This is a genomic window from Shewanella decolorationis (genome assembly GCF_004354305.1).
GTDB lineage: Bacteria > Pseudomonadota > Gammaproteobacteria > Enterobacterales > Shewanellaceae > Shewanella > Shewanella decolorationis.
In genome coordinates this window covers 3561284-3578202 of record NZ_CP037898.1, presented here as the reverse complement: position 1 = coordinate 3578202, position 16919 = coordinate 3561284, and the positions used below count along the sequence as shown (strand labels likewise).

Annotated in this window: 15 protein-coding genes; 4 read left to right on the top strand and 11 right to left on the bottom strand. The window is 46.3% G+C overall.

Annotated elements, in window-relative coordinates; translation table 11 throughout:
• Positions 1-95: 95 nt before the first annotated feature.
• From EYR25_RS16000 to EYR25_RS15975, 5 genes are all read right to left on the bottom strand, one after another.
• Positions 96-941 (bottom strand): MBL fold metallo-hydrolase, encoded by an 846-nt coding sequence (locus tag EYR25_RS16000; protein WP_133181394.1) that lies wholly within the window; start codon positions 939-941, stop codon positions 96-98.
• 103 nt (positions 942-1044) lie between these two features.
• Positions 1045-1512 carry a hypothetical protein gene (locus EYR25_RS15995; RefSeq protein WP_133181392.1) on the bottom strand — a complete coding sequence of 156 codons (468 nt, stop codon included), beginning with the start codon at positions 1510-1512 and terminating at the stop codon, positions 1045-1047.
• Between the two features lie 519 nt (positions 1513-2031).
• Positions 2032-2964, bottom strand: a complete 933-nt coding sequence (locus EYR25_RS15990) for a GGDEF domain-containing protein (protein WP_133181390.1) — start codon at positions 2962-2964, stop codon at positions 2032-2034.
• A gap of 488 nt (positions 2965-3452) precedes the next feature.
• Positions 3453-5243 carry a DUF3413 domain-containing protein gene (locus EYR25_RS15980; RefSeq protein ID WP_133181389.1) on the bottom strand — a complete coding sequence of 597 codons (1791 nt, stop codon included), beginning with the start codon at positions 5241-5243 and terminating at the stop codon, positions 3453-3455.
• Positions 5244-5309: 66 nt separating this feature from the next.
• Positions 5310-5528 (bottom strand): YejL family protein, encoded by a 219-nt coding sequence (locus EYR25_RS15975; protein WP_011622981.1) that lies wholly within the window; start codon positions 5526-5528, stop codon positions 5310-5312.
• A 77-nt stretch (positions 5529-5605) separates the two neighbouring features.
• Between EYR25_RS15975 and yejK the strand changes: the two genes are divergently transcribed.
• Positions 5606-6634 carry a nucleoid-associated protein YejK gene (yejK, locus tag EYR25_RS15970; protein ID WP_023268261.1) on the top strand — a complete coding sequence of 343 codons (1029 nt, stop codon included), beginning with the start codon at positions 5606-5608 and terminating at the stop codon, positions 6632-6634.
• Between the two features lie 137 nt (positions 6635-6771).
• Here the strand turns inward: yejK and EYR25_RS15965 are convergent, their stop codons facing one another.
• On the bottom strand, positions 6772-7773 hold the full coding sequence (locus EYR25_RS15965; RefSeq protein ID WP_023268260.1) for a cytochrome-c peroxidase: 1002 nt from the start codon (positions 7771-7773) through the stop codon (positions 6772-6774).
• 527 nt (positions 7774-8300) lie between these two features.
• Here EYR25_RS15965 and EYR25_RS15960 point away from each other — a divergent pair.
• Together EYR25_RS15960 and EYR25_RS15955 are read left to right on the top strand one after the other, a co-directional pair.
• Positions 8301-9176 (top strand): 6-pyruvoyl trahydropterin synthase family protein, encoded by an 876-nt coding sequence (locus EYR25_RS15960; RefSeq protein WP_133181386.1) that lies wholly within the window; start codon positions 8301-8303, stop codon positions 9174-9176.
• 64 nt (positions 9177-9240) lie between these two features.
• Positions 9241-10161, top strand: coding sequence for a M23 family metallopeptidase (locus EYR25_RS15955; protein ID WP_165953510.1), 921 nt, complete (start codon positions 9241-9243; stop codon positions 10159-10161).
• Positions 10162-10242: 81 nt separating this feature from the next.
• Here EYR25_RS15955 and EYR25_RS15950 read toward each other — a convergent pair whose 3' ends face one another.
• The 3 genes from EYR25_RS15950 to EYR25_RS15940 form a co-directional block, all read right to left on the bottom strand.
• Entirely contained in the window at positions 10243-10503 is a 261-nt protein-coding gene (locus EYR25_RS15950) for a DUF5062 family protein (protein ID WP_011717351.1), read from the bottom strand.
• A 236-nt stretch (positions 10504-10739) separates the two neighbouring features.
• Positions 10740-11348, bottom strand: coding sequence for a VOC family protein (locus EYR25_RS15945; RefSeq protein ID WP_133181384.1), 609 nt, complete (start codon positions 11346-11348; stop codon positions 10740-10742).
• Between the two features lie 81 nt (positions 11349-11429).
• On the bottom strand, positions 11430-11945 hold the full coding sequence (locus EYR25_RS15940) for a L,D-transpeptidase family protein (protein ID WP_039978619.1): 516 nt from the start codon (positions 11943-11945) through the stop codon (positions 11430-11432).
• A gap of 157 nt (positions 11946-12102) precedes the next feature.
• Here EYR25_RS15940 and EYR25_RS15935 point away from each other — a divergent pair, with 157 nt between their 5' ends.
• On the top strand, positions 12103-12972 hold the full coding sequence (locus tag EYR25_RS15935) for an ion transporter (RefSeq protein ID WP_039978594.1): 870 nt from the start codon (positions 12103-12105) through the stop codon (positions 12970-12972).
• A 70-nt stretch (positions 12973-13042) separates the two neighbouring features.
• Here EYR25_RS15935 and ppx read toward each other — a convergent pair whose 3' ends face one another.
• Together ppx and ppk1 are read right to left on the bottom strand one after the other, a co-directional pair.
• Complete coding sequence (ppx, locus tag EYR25_RS15930) at positions 13043-14599, bottom strand: exopolyphosphatase (protein WP_133181382.1); 1557 nt, start codon at positions 14597-14599, stop codon at positions 13043-13045.
• 42 nt (positions 14600-14641) lie between these two features.
• Positions 14642-16804, bottom strand: coding sequence for a polyphosphate kinase 1 (gene ppk1 / locus EYR25_RS15925; protein ID WP_133181379.1), 2163 nt, complete (start codon positions 16802-16804; stop codon positions 14642-14644).
• Between the last annotated feature and the right edge of the window lie 115 nt (positions 16805-16919).

Here is a 16919-nt window from a genome sequence, read left to right as displayed (position 1 = left end):
ATAAAGTGTCAACAACCAGCATCGGGCTTGTTCAACACTTGGGATAAGGTCGCGGCTACGCGCGGCCTATCCTTATTTGTTAAGCGTACTTTTCGCTATACATTAATACAGCTTCCCGTGGGGATTGCCTCTAAACGTTCTCCGAGTACTCCTTTTAGCAGACCATAAGCCTTCTTACCTGTGCAGTGCCCTGTATACAGTTTATCAATGGGGTATTGTAACAATGCGCGACCAAGGTCTTTGATGTCTTGCTTAGTCCCACCGATACTATCGAATAGTGGCAACCCAACTAGGTGAAAGCCCCCAACGACTGCTTTAACTCTCTCACTCGGAAAATAGCTAACAGCAGTGTCAACCATATTAAGAACTCCACTATGAGCACAACCAGTAAATATAACTAAACCGTCGTGCTCTTTTATCACTAGTAGTAATTCATGGTCAAATGTATCGGATTCCCATCCATTTTGAGATTGCGTATATAGATACCGGTTTCCTTTTGGCTTTTCGTGTTTGGTACTTATATCAGTAATAACAAATACATTCGGCGCAATTTCAGTTGTTTGGTTAACGAATACAAGCCGCTCATAGCTGTCTTTTAGTAAATCTGTATTGATACCAACATCATTTTTGAAGCAATAAGCACGAAAATAGTAGTTTTTTTCTTCGCAATCTTTCAAAAACACGTTGGCTTTAGAATTGTGAGAAACAAAATCTACAGCACCATTACAGTGATCATGGTGCCGATGCGATATAACCGCAATATCAACGCGTTCGATATCAACACCTAGTAGAGGCGCATTTTGACAAAACGTATCTCCTCCACCCATATCAAATAGTATATTCAATGATTCAGTTTCAATATGTAATGATAACCCACGCTCAACAGCCAAATCTTGCCTACCGTCCAGCCGAGTGTTATCCACTAATGTTGTTATTTTCATAGTTTCCTTTAGACATCGGTTCCGATGTGTACGCTTAACGTTTGGTTAAGGGGCGGGCTTTAGCCCGTCCCGAGTGAGCGGAGCGAACGACTTGAACCACTTGTTAGGCGCGACGCAGAGCTTCAGCGAACTCATGTTCGCATTCGGCACCCCACCACGGAGCGACAAGCGTACCACCTAGCCCGCATAGCTTTTTTAGCAGTATGAGCAGAGCGTTGATCTCGGACGTTCCCCATGCACTACCCATTCGGTAGTCGATGGTTAAGCTAGAGGGCATAACGAGAACTCCTAAATCGGGAAGCGTGCAGTTAGCAATGGTTATACCTGCTAGCACTACATGGAATGGCTCTGCTGATTCACAAACAACCAATGACGCATCACCGCTACCTGTGAATGGCTTCTTTTTTTGCGAAGCTTTGATCCAAAGGTAGCCTCCGCTGGCCGTTACACTCCTGGCATTATTTGCGAATAGAAATTCGAAAGCTTTGGATACGTTATCCGGATCTGAATATCGAACTTCCAACTCTGGAAGAGAACCGTCATCAGTATCAAAGTATCGGTGCAATTTCATACAACGCCTAACATTTTATTAGTGCGCATGCGCGTTTACCTCATTAGACCAGTGAAAACGCGCACAGTTAACTATCTGTATGTAAAGAAGTTATCAGCTTTCTGCCGCTTTTCATATAAGTAATCCATCTGGAAAAACGCGCATGCGCGTTTTTCAAACCTATTAACTAAAACTAATCCTCTATAGTTAGTTGATTTTATAGCGTTTTATTTATTGCGGATGGAATTAGTGCGCACTGATTTTGTCTAAAAATCATACCAAAACACTTAAATTTAAATACGACTGTATACCCATACATTGTTAGTCGATTTCTGGTAAGGCCAAACATAGGCAAATAGATAAGAATTTGTATGGCAGCAGGTGTGGGAATTTTCGGTTGACCTAACGAGCCGAAACACGGAATGGGGCTATTGCTTTTAGCAGGTCGAACAGCGAGAGGGCTAGTTAGGATTGGCATTGTTGCTATCTCATCACAAGTCTTACACCATTCTTAAATGGCCAGAGTTTTTTTGTAGTGGTTTATTCCGCATCACAGACTCGATTTCTGCCTGTGCGCTTTGCTCGCATCATAGCCTGATCGGCATTATTGAATAGAGTCTCCAATAGTGCTTGTGCTTCATCGGGATGATTGATTTGAGGCAAGATCAAGGATGATATGCCGAAGCTTGCGGTGCAATGAATGCTGTGTCCATCAAGGGAAAGTGGCTGTGTATCAAATTCATGGCGAATCGACTCTGCAATTTGCCATGCTTGTTCATGTTGGGTGTTGGGTAAAATCAGCCCAAACTCTTCGCCACCTAAACGAGCAAGAATATCATTTTTTCTCAGTTTAGTTTGTGTCAGCTGTGCAATATGGATTAAGGCTGCATCGCCTGTAGCGTGTCCCCATTGATCATTGACTCGCTTAAAATGGTCAATATCAAACATAATAAACGCCAGCGCTTGGCCAGACTGGTATGCGATAGGGCGCCCCAAGTGGAAAAATGCGCGGCGATTGTAGAGTTTTGTGAGTTCGTCGGTATTTGCAAGGCGCTCTGCGATAAACTTAGCCTCGATTAATGCCTGTTCCATGTGTTTACGTTCAGTGATATCAGTGGCTATTTCTATCCGCACTAGGCGACCATCGCTCCAACGAATTGCTTGATCTCGACACTGGTACCAACGTTTATTTTGCGTGTTTTGAAACTCCCATACATGCACACCAGTGGCGTCGCCCTCGGGACCAATCAGTTTATGGTTAGTGCAAAAAGCACAGGGGCTATTTTGGCCAGCTTGAAGGAGTTGATAGCACTTTTTACCTGCCGGATTGCCCCAAATGGCGCTTCCATAATCATTTAAGTACAGTAATTCATAACTGTGTAAATCGGAAACATAGACCAGTGCGTCTAGGCTGTTGAGGATAGTATGAATGGCGTCAAAGGCTTGATTCTGATCGTTTTTAATCATGGTCATGGGATGAAATCAGCCAAATAAACATTATCTTTAGTAAGTCATACCATAACTTTAACATTTTATCAGTTAACAGTCTGATATTATTTTAATAATAGTTTCTGAATGTGATTAAGTTGTTGATGTTAAAGCGCGGCAATGTAAACACTTTGCTAACTAAAAGCCCTAGTATTGACTAGGGCTTAAACGTTTAACAAAGCAGGGTTTATATTAGGGCGTGTTGACGTTTCGAGATTAGATTTTGTTCATTCTGGCAAGCAAGTGCTCGCGAAACGAGGAATGTTGTGTCGTTATGCTACTTAAATGACAAGTGGCTCTTATAACAGAAAGTAAGAGCAATGGCTTGCCAGATAAACCCTTCGGGCAGAATTTGGCAGGCTTTTATGCTGCGTTATCGTCCGTTTATGTAGAATAACGACACAGCACGGACTTTGACTTGCATAAAAGCCAGCTAAATTGCTGCAAAAATAACCCTGAAACGTCAATACGCCCTAGTGATTATAGAGGCGACGGCCTTCTCGCATTACTTGTATAAGCTCAGGCGCACTCATCTTCTTATGCAGTCTGTGCTCAAAGTTTTCATCGTAAATGCGGTATTTACCATGGCGGTCGATGACGGTGATTTCCGACTGTTGGTAGATAGCAAAAATGCGACTGTCACCGATGTAAATCCAAGTTTCTTGGCTCGGTTGCAATAGGCTACGGCCTGCACTGTAGTCGGTGGGGTTATTGGTGCACCCTAAGATATGGGTCATCAAGGTAGGTACTACACCATAGTGGCTGGTGCGGTATTTAACCTTACTGGCGCCGACATTGGGCCAATGAATGACCATAGGCACTCTAACACTCTCGGGTGACAGATTGCGCTGGGCTTCATCGCTGTTGCTGGTGAATATCTTGCCATTAACGCCGGTGATCACTACTAAGGTATCACTGGGCAACTCACTCACAATCGCTTGGATTTGTTTATCAATAAAATTCAATGATTGGCGATATTGGTTAAATAATACCTTTTGCGCGGGTTGTAAATTGGCATTGGCTTTGACGGTTTCAATGCCAAGGAAGCCCACTGGAGTATCAAAATTCTCTGGTGCCTTCAGATTGACGAGGGCAAACCATGGTCTCTGTTGTACGCTTTGCCATTGCTTAAAGTGGCCTACGCTGTGTAAGTCCGCATCGGCACTGCCATTGGTTTCTTTGGCGATGACGGGGGTAAAGTCATTAAACATGGCCTGCGCGGAGCGTAAATTCAGATTGGTTTCGGGAATAAATAAGCCAAGCTGATAACCCGCCTGTTTAAAGCTTTGGGTCATGATGGGGCTAGTGCTATTGAAGATGCGCGCATCGCCATAGCTGCCTTGTAAGCCATAGAGCAGGGAGAACATGCCGGTTCTAAATTGATTGCCGCCACTGTAATGCTGAGTAAAGCTCTGATTCTGCTCAGTATACTGATGCAAAAACGGCATGGTCTTGGCGTCCACCATGTCGGCACGCAGACTGTCGATAGTCAGCATTAACACATTGGGTTTGCTGTCGGCCTGGCATTGTAGTGGCTGCGTGGGGTAACTGAGCGTGCTGGTCGCATGATTGGCTTCATCATTCGATTGTGAAGAGCCATCAATACCATGGCTTTCCATAAAGGAGCGCGCCGTGGCTGGGTACGACAGCGGATAAGTATCATCGAAACGGGTAATTTCGGTGATATCGGCAGCATCGGCCCAAATGTGGATCAAATGACTGCTGACAAAACACACCCCAATCAGGGTAATAACCTTATTGCCAAGATTTAGCTTTTGGATTTTCTCAATCCGTTTCCACAGGAAGTTGGCCGCCGTTAGCTCAATCACCAAAATGGCAATCGGCGTGACAATATAAGAGGTACCGTGGAGCAGGGCATTTAAATCGGCCCAGGCTAAGTCGAAGGCGAAGGGGCTCAAGTGCATGCCATAATCGGCATACACTATGGTGTCATACAATAAGATACACAGGCTTAAGGTGGCGATAACCGCCGCTAAGCCCCTTAAAATCTTGGAATAAGGCAAGATTAAGGTCAGCGGGAATAGGCAGATCAAGTAGGCGATAAAAGCAAGAAAACTGAACTGGCCAATGGTGCTGACGGCGAGGTAGCCCCAGCCAAACCAAGTTTCGGGATAACCCACACTGCTCAGATAGCGTGTGCCGATAATCATAGCCAGCAGGCCATTAAAGAAGGCGAACCAATGTCCCCAGTTGATGAGTCGTGACACGCGATCGCGGCTCATTTGCTTTTTTCGCTCGACCATAGTGATCCGCTTATTCCTAAAAGACGTTGTATCTTATGTTGTTTTAACGATTGTTACTCGACTAACTTAATTGGATTTCACCGATTGTGCGAGTGCTTTTGCAAATTGTTCAGCGACTGCTTGGCGAGACTCGCTTGGTACTTTGCGCTCGAGCAGGTGAGTGACGCAGTTGCCCAGTGCCATCAGGCTTAAGTCAGTAGGGGCTTTGTGCTTTTCGAGTACCGCTAAAATCTCGGCGATTAATGATTCAACTTGTGCGTTTGAGTATTTCGATTGGATTGCCATAATCAAAAAATGTTTCACTTTGGAATGGATTAGCGGCATATAATAGCGGATTTATTCCAGCATCACTATCAGGGCTTATGAGTATTAACATCGAACAAGCAATTATTCACGAGATTTCCCAGGACAGTCAGGGGCAATTACGCTGCCGTTTACGTCCTCAACCTCTGCTGAACAGTCAGGCTGTCGAGATGATGCTGGAAGAATTGCATCAGACCTATACCAGCAAATCCGGCAAAGGATTTGGTTATTTTGGTATCCACGGTGATGACGGTGAAGCCAATCCTGCGTTTTCTAATGCGTTGCAGGAATACCGTGCAGGGGATTTAGGCTTTGTCGAATTTACCGGTCAAGCCAGTAAGTTGTTACAGGAAGAGTTGGCAAAATATGATTTTAGCCAAGGCGGATTCCTGTTGATGTCCTGCTATACCAGCATGGCGAGTGACTTTTTGTTTGTGGCGTTGCTGAGTGCCAAGTCGTCGATGACGGTTCTTGACGATATGGAGCTGTCGCAAAACAACCATTTGGATTTAAACAATATTCAATTAGCGGCGCGTATTGACCTTACCGAATGGCAGGCCGACAAGGACTCCCGCAAGTACATCTCCTTTATCCGCGGTCGAGCAGGCCGTAAGGTGGCGGACTTTTTCCTCGACTTTATGGGCTGTGTCGAAGGCGTAAATACCAAGGCGCAAAATAAGACCCTAATGAACGCGGTGGAAGATTTTGTTGCCAGCAGCGATCTGACCAAAGAAGAACGTCAGCAATGCCGTAACAAAGTGTTTGAGTATTGCTCCGAGCGTTTTGACGAAGGTGCAGACATTGAGATCAAAGATTTAGCCGATGAACTCGCCGACCAAGGTATGGAGTCTTTCTATGACTTTGCCCGTGGCGGCAGTTATGAGCTGGATGAAGAATTCCCCGCCGACAAATCGACTTTAAGACAATTGAAGAAGTTTTCAGGGACCGGTGGCGGCGTCACCATTAGCTTCGATGGCGGCCATTTAGGTCAGCGAGTGATTTACGATCCAATTTCCGACACGCTCTTGATTAAAGGCGTGCCCGCTAACTTAAAAGATCAGTTAGATAGACGTCTTAAGGGCGAATAATTCACTTTGGATTAGATCGCTTAAGCTTTAGGCGTCCGCTTTTTAAGCATCAAATATTAAACAAAAGGCCGAGGATGAATCCTCGGCCTTTATCTTTTGCGCGAAAGCGACTTCTCTGAAGTGCCGTTTAGCTCGACCTACTTGGTCGCTGCCGCAAATGGCACAGGGCGCGGTGTTGCTTTATTCGACGGTGGCAGAATTGGCAGGGTGATCTGCGGCTGTTCACCTGTTAGCGAATTTAAAAACGACACCATTTCCTTAGTTTCTTTGTCGGTGAGCTTTTGTCCTAACTGAATATCCGCCATGGTATTGACCGCTTCTTCAAGCGTCCATACGCTGCCATCGTGGAAGTAGGGGTAGGTGAGCTCGATATTACGCAGTGTCGGTACTTTAAACACATATTTATCGGCGTCTTTACCCGTGACGCCTTTACGTCCTTCGGCAGGATTATTGGTATGAAACGGTTTGATTAAGCCCATCTTCATAAACATAGTGCCACCAACCGCAGGACCGTTATGGCAGCTGACGCAGCCTTTATCCTTAAACAGTTGGTAACCCGCTTTGGCTTCGCTGCTAATCGCATCCTGTTTACCCAATAGATATTGATCGAATGGGCTGTTTGGCGTGACTAAGGTTTTTTCGAAGGCGGCAATGGCATCGGTTAAACGGTCGATATCGACTTTTTCATCGCCATACACTTTGGCAAAGCGCGCACGGTATGCGGGCATTGAGGCAATGGTTTCGGTGGCGAGTTCATGGGTAAAACCCATTTCCTTCGGGTTGGCAATCGGACCTGCGGCTTGCTCTTTTAAGTTGCTGGCGCGGCCATCCCAGAATTGTGCCAGCATAAAGTCGGCGTTCAGCACGGTTGGTGAGTTAATTGGACCCTCCTGCCAATGGTGGCCAATCGATGTGGGCAGGGCATCAACGCCGCCAGTAGAAAGATTATGGCAAGAATTACAGGAGATAAAGCCTGATTTCGACAGTCTGGGTTCGAAAAACAGCATCTTACCCAGTTCGACTTTTTCTGGTTCGGTGATTTTGGCTGGGGTAATCACTTCAATCGGCTCGGCTGCAACGGCGTAGTGTCCGCCCAACATGGTCATAATACTGATTGCGATAGCGGTGAGTTTTATCATCTGGTCTCTCCCTTATTAACCTTGCTTTATGTATGGTTTATAAGTTGATAGTAATGACTAAATGACTCTAGGGATAACGCCTTGTTTCGATTGGGTCTATCGCAGCTTTGGATTAGATTTTTGTGAGCTAATTCGCTGTTTTTGTTTGATTATCTCGATAGGGTTGGAGGGATTTCGTTTAGTGGTTTGCATGCTAATCGTCACTATCAATTAGCCAGTAAGACGGTCTTTCTCGCTCAGCGATTTTTTCTATCCATTCTTTGGATCATGATATTCTACTATGTCATTTATTTTACTTCTCCGTTGATCGAGTCATCTCATTGGCTAACTCATCCGCATTTGTCACCTTATCCAGATAAAATGCGCTTAAGAGCGGATTCATTTGTCGCGGGGCGGGGCAGAATTGATTAGAATCCTTATTCACTGTTTTTGGGTAAGCTTGGTGTAAGGCCAAGTGAGCGTGCTCGGCCATCGCTAAGTGGCGCAATCCCTATTTAGGCGGACTGTTTTTCTGCCGAGGAGAGTCAATGCAACTGTTTGTAAAAGATTTAACCGTGATCGATTTTTCCTACCTTTGCCCCAAGCGTGGCATGGTGGGGGAAAGCTGGATTGTCGATGTGGTATTAGAAGGCGGCCTAGACGAGCAAAATATGGTGCTCGATTTCGCTAAAGTGAAACGAACCATCAAGCAGACAATTGATGCGGTGGCCGACCATCGTTTATTAGTGCCGACCGCCTACAGTGGCGTGCGTTGGCAGCAGCAGGGCGATAGAGTGTGGATGGATTTCGATAGTGCGCTCGGTGAGATCCACTTAGCTTGTCCTTCCCAAGCCTTTGCACTCGTTCCATCGGAAAAGATTGATATTCCTAGTGTTAATGCCTTTTTACAAAAAGCACTGCGGGAAACTCTGCCCGATAATGTAGAAGGCATTAGCCTCACCTTAAGGCATGAGATCCTGAACTCGCCTTACTATCATTACAGCCATGGTTTACGTAAACACGATGGCAATTGCCAGCGGATTGCCCATGGTCATCGCAGCCCGGTTCAAGTGTTTGAAAACGGCATTCCTGCACCGAAATGGGATGAATATTGGGCCAAGCGTTGGCACGATATCTACCTCGGTAGCGAAGAGGATTTAGTGTCAGTGAGGACCTTAAACCTATCGCCACAAACGCGGATCAGTGATGACAGCCATTATGGCTTTCACTATCAAGCGCCGCAGGGGGATTTTCAACTGGCCATGCCCAAGGAATGCTGTGATTTGATCCCGCACGATACCACGGTCGAATTGTTGGCTGACTATATGGCAACCACCTTAGTGGCAAAAGTGCCATCAAGCCAATTTACTGTGATCGCCTATGAAGGCGTGGGTAAAGGCGCCATCGTAAGTAAAGGCAATTAACCCGTCGATTTTTATAACGCCCTAATCTTTAGGGCGTTATTGTTTAATAAGGATTTTTGAGAAGATGCTAAACGCTTTACCCAATGCCCTACCTAAGTTGTTAAAAACCTTGCCGAATACACCATCGCTCAGTTGTAAGGCGGTAGTCTTATCGTTCTTTGCTCTGTTTAGCTTATCGACTCAGGCACAGGTGAGCTTTGAAGGGCAATTTCAGCAGGGCGCGTTAATTCGTGGTAAAGCGCCGGCGGGCACGCAGGTAAGTCTTAACGGTGAGGCATTAAAAGTGACACCAGACGGCCATTTTGCCTTTGGTTTTGACAGGGATGCGCAGCTAAGCCAAGAACTACGCTTGGTCTATCCCGATGGCTTAACCGAAGTCAAACCGCTCAGTGTCACTCAGCGCGAATACAATATTCAAAGCGTTAAGGGCATCAGCAATAAGATCATGAAACCCGATCCTGTGGCGCAGGAGCGAGCGGCCAAAGATACGGCGCAGGTGAAAGCGGCCCGTGGCACTTTTAGCGAGCAAACGGCATTTTTACAGTCGTTTATTTGGCCATTAACCGGCAGGATCTCGGGTGTCTATGGTAGTCAGCGGATTTATAACGATGTGCCTGGCAACCCACATTTTGGTGTGGATGTCGCCGCGAAAACCGGCACTGTTGTAGTGGCACCTGCCGATGGCGTGATCAGCCTGTCGGTTCCCGATATGTTTTATTCGGGCGGTACTATGATCATCGACCATGGTTATGGCGTGAGTTCAAGCTTTTTGCACTTAAGCAAACTCTATGTCAATGCGGGCGAAACCGTTAAGCAAGGGCAAGCCGTGGCAGAAGTCGGTGCGACAGGGCGAGCGAATGGCCCACATTTAGATTGGCGTGTGAATTGGTTTCAAATGCGCCTCGATCCGACAACCATAGTGCCATCTATGGCGACTGTGCTGGCGGCGGAAAAAGCGCAAAAAGCACAAAAAGTCGCTAAGTAAACCCGCGACCATCTCTTAGTCTATCTCTTATCCCCTAACAGGGCGCCCGATCACTGGCGCCCTGTTTTTATGCTTGAGCGCTTATTGCAATAACGGGTGATCAGTCGGCAGATGGCGGATGATCCACAGTACCAGCTTGTGCTTCATATTCGGGCCATCCTCCTTATCTTTCGCTAAGGGTTGGATCAAATTATCGGTCACTAAAAGCCGATAAATACATTCCACCTTATCCTTGGGCGACACACCTTTATCAAAGTCGTCAAAACCACGTTTTTTGGCGTAGCCGATACCAATATCCAAGGCGAGTTTGAGTAGCTGTGCTTCATGCTTATGGGGTTTCATGCGCTGCGTCCTTATGGATATCACGGGAAGCTTGTTGGCATTCCCGTGGTCGATAACACAAAAATCGATAAAACCTAATGGCGAATCAAAGCGTTAATAGTCACAGACTAGACTATTTCCACCTTTATTGTTGCTAACTTTTTCTCAAACTGCCTGTTTTATGCAGGCGATTGTCAGTAATTGGTATGGGGCTCACACTCTCATCGAGAAGGGGCGCAAATGGATTGCAGTTTCCTCTACGCATGTTCGCTGGCGATAACCGCTTTTATGCTGTGCGGGTGAATTTTGATACAGACATCGGCTAGTTTAAAGGCGATGGTGGGGTTGGCTAAGCGCTCTTTATCGCCCTTGGGCGAGCTGAATTTCACTTTTATCGGCGCTTCGGTTAAGGAAGCCGCTTGCCCTTGGAGTAAGGGCACAAGTGATGGGCTTAACTGAGCCAGTTCTTGGCTTAGGCCGTCACAGTCATGGGCATTTGAAGGCAGAACCAGTTCGATATGTTCCCAGCCCTCCTGGGGATAAAGGGTATCGCCGGGATAGGGCAGTTCGACACAGTCGATGCTAAAGCAGCCTAATGTTAAGGGCTTATCCAGTTCGATGATAAGGATAGTGCGGCCATTGATTTGATTATCCGAGATGATCCGCCCGCGTGCGCTAAAGGCCTGCTTGAGCGCATCGGCAGCAGCTATGCTGTTCACTCTCAAGGCGACATGATCGCAATGCAGCGCCTTATCCGCTAAGCCTAATTGGTCGAGAAATGCGAGGATCTTCGCCTCAAACTCAGGCCATGTCTGTTCTAATGCGGCGTAGCTGAATACTTCAGCTTCTGTAGTGATTGTTGACATAAAACATCCTTAAAGCGGGTACAAATAAAAACGCCCATTTGACTGGGCGTTGAGTCGCATAGGGCTAATCAAGCTTAGCGCTTAGGGCCAAATCTCGATGGGTGTGCCTTCATCTACGGCTTTCCACACTTCATCCATCTCGGCGTTGGTAATGGCGATACAACCGTCGGTCCAGTTGTATTGCTGCGCCTGCTCGGGTGAGAGAGGTGAACGTGGATTCTGGCCGTGGATCATAATCATGCCACCCGGACGGATCCCTAGTGCTTTGGCTCTTAACTTATCTTCTTCATTGGGATAAGAAATATGGATCGACTTGTAATAGGCGCTATCGGATTTTTTATAGTCCAGAATATAACGGCCCTGCGGCGTACGTTGATCGCCTTCAGTTAACTTGTGGCCCGTCGGTAAATCCCCCATGGCAATACGATATTGTTTGAGGATTTTGCCGTCCCTCAATAAGGCCATATTGGACTCAGACTTAGTGATCACCACCAAATCGACTTTACCTATACCCGATGACGCTAGCACTTGGGGTGAAATCAGTGCGGCGAGAGTCATGGCCGCAGTAATTGTTTTGATGAGTAGGGGTACGCGCATGTCTTCCTCTAAAAATGACGCAGATACAGGTTTTTGGCGCATCATACCGCAAATTTTTATGTCTGTGACTAGATAATTTTGAGCTAGTGGCATTTGCATGGCAGACTTTGGGAATTTGCAAAAGATAACGCTTTTTATCGCAAGGAAGTTTTCCCCTATGTCAGACCATTCGCTTGAAAAAAACGATGCTGAAAGTCCATTAAAACGTCAGTTACGCATTATTATTTTTGGAACTGATACGCCAGCAGGCCGCTACTTCGATATAGGTTTAATCATTTGTATTGTACTGAGTGTGGCGCTGGTCTTCCTTGATACGGTCGAAGCGGTTCACCAAGAGTATGGGTACATCATTCGCGTTTTAGAGTGGGTGTTTACACTGATTTTTACTGTTGAATATGGCTTAAGGTTGTATTGCGCGACCCACCCTGTGTTATATGCCCGCAGTTTTTACGGCTTAGTCGATTTATTATCGGTACTGCCGAGTTATCTGGCGCTGTTTATTCCTGGGGCAAATTTTACTTTAGTGATCAGGGTGCTGCGCCTATTTAGGATCTTTCGGGTACTAAAATTACTGCGCTATTTAAGCGAAGGTAATCTGCTGCTCAAGGCCATGCTGCAGTCGAGCCGCAAGGTGTTTTTGTTTTTCTTCTCGGTGAGTTTAATCATCATGGTGTTAAGCGCCGTGATGTATGTGGTCGAAGGCCCTGAGAATGGTTTTAGCTCTATCCCCAAATCCGTCTACTGGACAATTGTGACGATCACGACTGTGGGTTATGGCGATATCACGCCGAAAACCGAATTAGGCCAAGCGATTGCGGCTTTTACTATGCTGCTGGGTTATTCGATTATTGCGATCCCAACGGGGATTTTAACCGCGGAAATCTCCCAAGAAGTGGGCCGGCATAGGGACCTGCGTTCCTGCAACCAATGCCATAAGATGGGCCATGATCTCGATGCTACCTACTGTAATCGTTGCGGCTGTGAGCTTGATAAACTCGAATTGCCCCAAGGAAAAGGGGATAAATAGCATTAGGTATAATCATCCCTTAGGGCGCTAAACGAGTCTAAGGGATGAAGGGGCGGAAGGAATGAAGGGCTTAGCTAGCGACCGTATTTAGCGTGTCGTCTTTTACCTCAAGATTTTTATCTTGATTTACACCTAGGCTAGATACAAAACGCAGCTGCATCCCTAAGGACGCCATTTGTTTCTGTTCTCGCTGCAAATCCTTCATAAACAAACTGATTTTACGTTTATGGCTGGGCAGCACTAGCATGAGTCCCTCTGGAACAACTTGGATTTTCTCAAGCACTAGGGCTTTGGCAATTCGGCCTAAATGCACTAACACCGCCAAGCGCAGCAGACAGGCGAGACGAATGAGGGTGAGTTTGTGGCCTGGCTCTAATTCGGCCAGTAGCAATTCATTGGGTTTCTTACGGTGGTTGGCGATAAGCCTAGCTAAATCCTGTTGCAGCGCCTCGCTAAAACCCGGTAAATCACTGTTACTTATGATGTAAGCGCCGTGTTTATGTAATGCCTTTGAGTTAATGTGCAGCCCAATCTCATGCAAGGTGGCGGCGTAGGATAGCAAACGCGCATGGGGCCTTAATCCCCATTCATCGGCGACTTGCTCAAACAGTGCCATGGCGGTGTCACGCACTTTAGTCGCATGGGGCATATCCACATGATAAAGTTGGGCAATGCTTTCAACTGTACGGTGGCGAATATCCTGATATTGGCCTATTTTGGCTAATTCGTAGAGTACGCCTTCGCGCAGGGCGCCCGGACTAAATTCCAATTGCTCAATGGGTAAGCGTCTAAAAAAGCTGATTAAAATAGCAAGCCCGGCGGGCACGAGCGGCGTGCGTTTATCATCGACATTAGCAAAGTGCACTTGGCTGATATGTCCGCACTTAATCAGTTTCAGCTTTAATTGTTTGAGGCGGGCGAGGGTGATGATTTCATCGCCATGATCTTCTTGAATCGCCTCACAAATGGCTTTGACTGTGCCTGAGCTGCCAAGCACTAAGTCCCAATCGCCACTGAAATATTCTTTTGAGAGCGAAGCAAATTGTTTATCGGCGGCGCTTTGTGCGCCGCGAAATGAGGCAGGCGTGATTTGTCCATCGATAAAAAAGCGCTCGTTAAAACTCACGCAGCCACAGCGCAGGCTCGATAAATGGGTAGGCGTATTTTTTTGCCCGAGTACCACTTCTGTCGAGCCGCCACCAATGTCGATAACGATATTGCGTTTGCCCAGCACTTGGCTTTGGGCAATACCGTTATAGATAAGGCGTGCTTCCTCGTGGCCAGAAATCACCTCCACCGGATAGGGCATAATGCTGAGCGCCGCTTCAATAAACTGCTCACGATTTTTGGCTACCCTTAGGGTGTGAGTGGCGACTAAACGTACCTGGGCTTGATCGAGGTTGGAAAAACGTTGATTAAAATCCCGCAGGCAATTGAGGCCGCGCTCGATAGCATCCATGCTAAGGATGTTCTGCGCATTAAGCCCTGTCGCTAACTGAACTTGTTGTTTTTCTTTGTGTAATATTTGCAAGCTGCCGTCTTGCTCACGGGCGATAACCAGGTGAAAACTGTTTGAGCCCATGTCGATAGCGACAAAGTGTCGCGGTTGTGAATGTGTGGCAACCAATCGGATTATCCTTAGGCAATCGAAACGATGATAAAGCCAGCGTTAGCTGGCTTTGGCCTGTAATTCGGGATTGTGGGCAAGTTCCTGCGCTTGCTCAGCTTCAAGCTTTTCAGCTTCTAACTTAGCCGTAAATTCCTGCTGCAACCGTTTCTCATAATTAATCAGATATTGATAAATGGCAATTTGAGAACGCACTTTACGTTTATTACCGCGGTTACGATAAGGATTGCTCTGTTCCTTATTGATGATGCGCGCTTTAGTATTATCGTTGAACTGTAACGATAAAATATCCATCACCATTTGTTTTAGACGCGGATCATAAATAGGCACACTGACTTCAACACGATTATCAATATTACGACTCATCCAATCGGCGGAGCTAATAAACAGTTTGTTCTCGCCGCCAGCATGGAACAGCATCACGCGGGAGTGCTCCAAGAACCGATCAACGATACTATAGACTTCGATATTGTCGCTAATCCCCGGAATTTGAGGAATTAGCGAACACATACCGCGGATCAATAACTTGATTTTGACCCCCGCAGCTGAGGCTTCATAGAGTTTTTGAACGAGTGATTCATCGATCAGGTTATTCAATTTTAAGGTAATCGCAGCCTTAATATGGCTTTGGGCATTAACGATTTCCTTATCAATCAGATAGGTCAGCTTTTGTCTTGCATCATAGGGCGAGACAATCAAATGCTGGAAGTTATCACGGCGGTAGGGATGCTCAATTAAGTCAAACACTTGCTCTACTTCGCGAGCGATTTCCTGATTGGCGGTAAACAGCGATAAATCGGTATAAACCCGCGCCGTGCCTTCGTTAAAGTTGCCTGAACCTACGTGGCAATAAAGCCGCATTTCCCCCTGTTCTTCACGGCCAATTAAACACAATTTTGAGTGCACTTTTAAGCTAGTGATCCCATGGTGGACCTTTACACCCGCCTCGGCGAGTACTCGCGTCCATTCAATGTTAGATTGCTCGTCAAAACGTGCCCGTAGTTCAATGATGGCCGTCACTTGCTTGCCATTTTTCACTGCATCGATAAGTGATTGCATCACATGGGATTTTTTCGCCACACGGTAAAGATTGATGCGAATAAAGCGTACCGCAGGATCGTAGGCGGCCTGACGTACCATTTCGGTAAAATGGGAGAATTTATGATACGGGTAGTTGAGCATAATATCGCCCATTTTGATCGCATCGAAACTGTTGGCGCTACGGCCAAAACCCGAGCTATTAAGTGCGGGGAGTTTTTCATTCTCAAGGTAATCACGGCCGGGATTTGGAAAGCCGATAAAGTCCTTAAAGCTGTGGTAGCGTCCGCCTGGGATCAAACATTCAGTGGAACTGATGTTTAAATTTTCCTTCAGCATTTCAAGCATATGCTCGGGCATTTCTTTGTCATACACCAAACGTACAGGTTCAGCTGTCAGGCGTTTTTTCAAACCCTTGGTCATTTTTTCAAGCTGGGTTTGTTCGAGCTCATCGGTGATATCAAAATCCGCATCACGGGTAAGCTTCATCGAAAAGACTTCAATGGCATCGTATTCGAAGAAGGGGCCAAAGAGATCGTCAACACAATGGCGAATAATGTTATCCAATAGGATTAAGTATTTTTTTGCCTTAGATTTTTCGGCAGGTAACTCGATAAATCGTGGCACATTTTTGGTGGGCACTTCAACGAGGGCATATTGTCTGCGCAACTTAGTGTATAAGCATACGCAAAGGTAAGTCGCGTCGTCGTTGATATGTTTGACTAAGTCACGATTGTTATTGACGATAAGCGGTGCAATATGGCGTTTAAAATGATCGCGAAAATGTTTTTTAAGCCAATTACTATGGAACTCGCTTAATTGTTTCTCATTGATTAATAAAATATTACGGCGAACTAACTCTCGCATCAGTTCGGCATAGATACTGTCGAAACGCTCCTGCAGTGCCATCACTTTAGATTGAATTTTCGCCATAAGATGACGGCTGTTGCTGCGGCCTTCCTGTAAAGATGACAGCAAAATAGAACGCCTCACAGCTGCTACCCGCACTCGGAAGAACTCATCCATATTATTGGAGAATATGCCGAGAAAGCGCACCCGTTCGACAACAGGTACATTGGGATCGCAGGCCTCCTGCAACACCCGTTCGTTGAATGATAACCAAGAGAGTTCTTTATCGATCGACAATTTATCGGTATTCGGGGACACTGCACAGCTCCTTTAAGCAAGCGTCATGGCGCAATATACAATAGCATTCATCCATCGGAGTGCAATCAGATTTGCTACTGAAAAGTGAAGGGATTTACTCATTTTTCCTCCCTTC

Coding starts and splice junctions, on each gene's coding strand:
- EYR25_RS16000 (WP_133181394.1), bottom strand. CDS start 941: ATGAAAATAACAACATTAGTGGATAACACTCGGCTGGACGGTAGGCAA.
- EYR25_RS15995 (WP_133181392.1), bottom strand. CDS start 1,512: ATGAAATTGCACCGATACTTTGATACTGATGACGGTTCTCTTCCAGAG.
- EYR25_RS15990 (WP_133181390.1), bottom strand. CDS start 2,964: ATGACCATGATTAAAAACGATCAGAATCAAGCCTTTGACGCCATTCAT.
- EYR25_RS15980 (WP_133181389.1), bottom strand. CDS start 5,243: ATGGTCGAGCGAAAAAAGCAAATGAGCCGCGATCGCGTGTCACGACTC.
- EYR25_RS15975 (WP_011622981.1), bottom strand. CDS start 5,528: ATGGCAATCCAATCGAAATACTCAAACGCACAAGTTGAATCATTAATC.
- yejK (WP_023268261.1), top strand. CDS start 5,606: ATGAGTATTAACATCGAACAAGCAATTATTCACGAGATTTCCCAGGAC.
- EYR25_RS15965 (WP_023268260.1), bottom strand. CDS start 7,773: ATGATAAAACTCACCGCTATCGCAATCAGTATTATGACCATGTTGGGC.
- EYR25_RS15960 (WP_133181386.1), top strand. CDS start 8,301: ATGCAACTGTTTGTAAAAGATTTAACCGTGATCGATTTTTCCTACCTT.
- EYR25_RS15955 (WP_165953510.1), top strand. CDS start 9,241: ATGCTAAACGCTTTACCCAATGCCCTACCTAAGTTGTTAAAAACCTTG.
- EYR25_RS15950 (WP_011717351.1), bottom strand. CDS start 10,503: ATGAAACCCCATAAGCATGAAGCACAGCTACTCAAACTCGCCTTGGAT.
- EYR25_RS15945 (WP_133181384.1), bottom strand. CDS start 11,348: ATGTCAACAATCACTACAGAAGCTGAAGTATTCAGCTACGCCGCATTA.
- EYR25_RS15940 (WP_039978619.1), bottom strand. CDS start 11,945: ATGCGCGTACCCCTACTCATCAAAACAATTACTGCGGCCATGACTCTC.
- EYR25_RS15935 (WP_039978594.1), top strand. CDS start 12,103: ATGTCAGACCATTCGCTTGAAAAAAACGATGCTGAAAGTCCATTAAAA.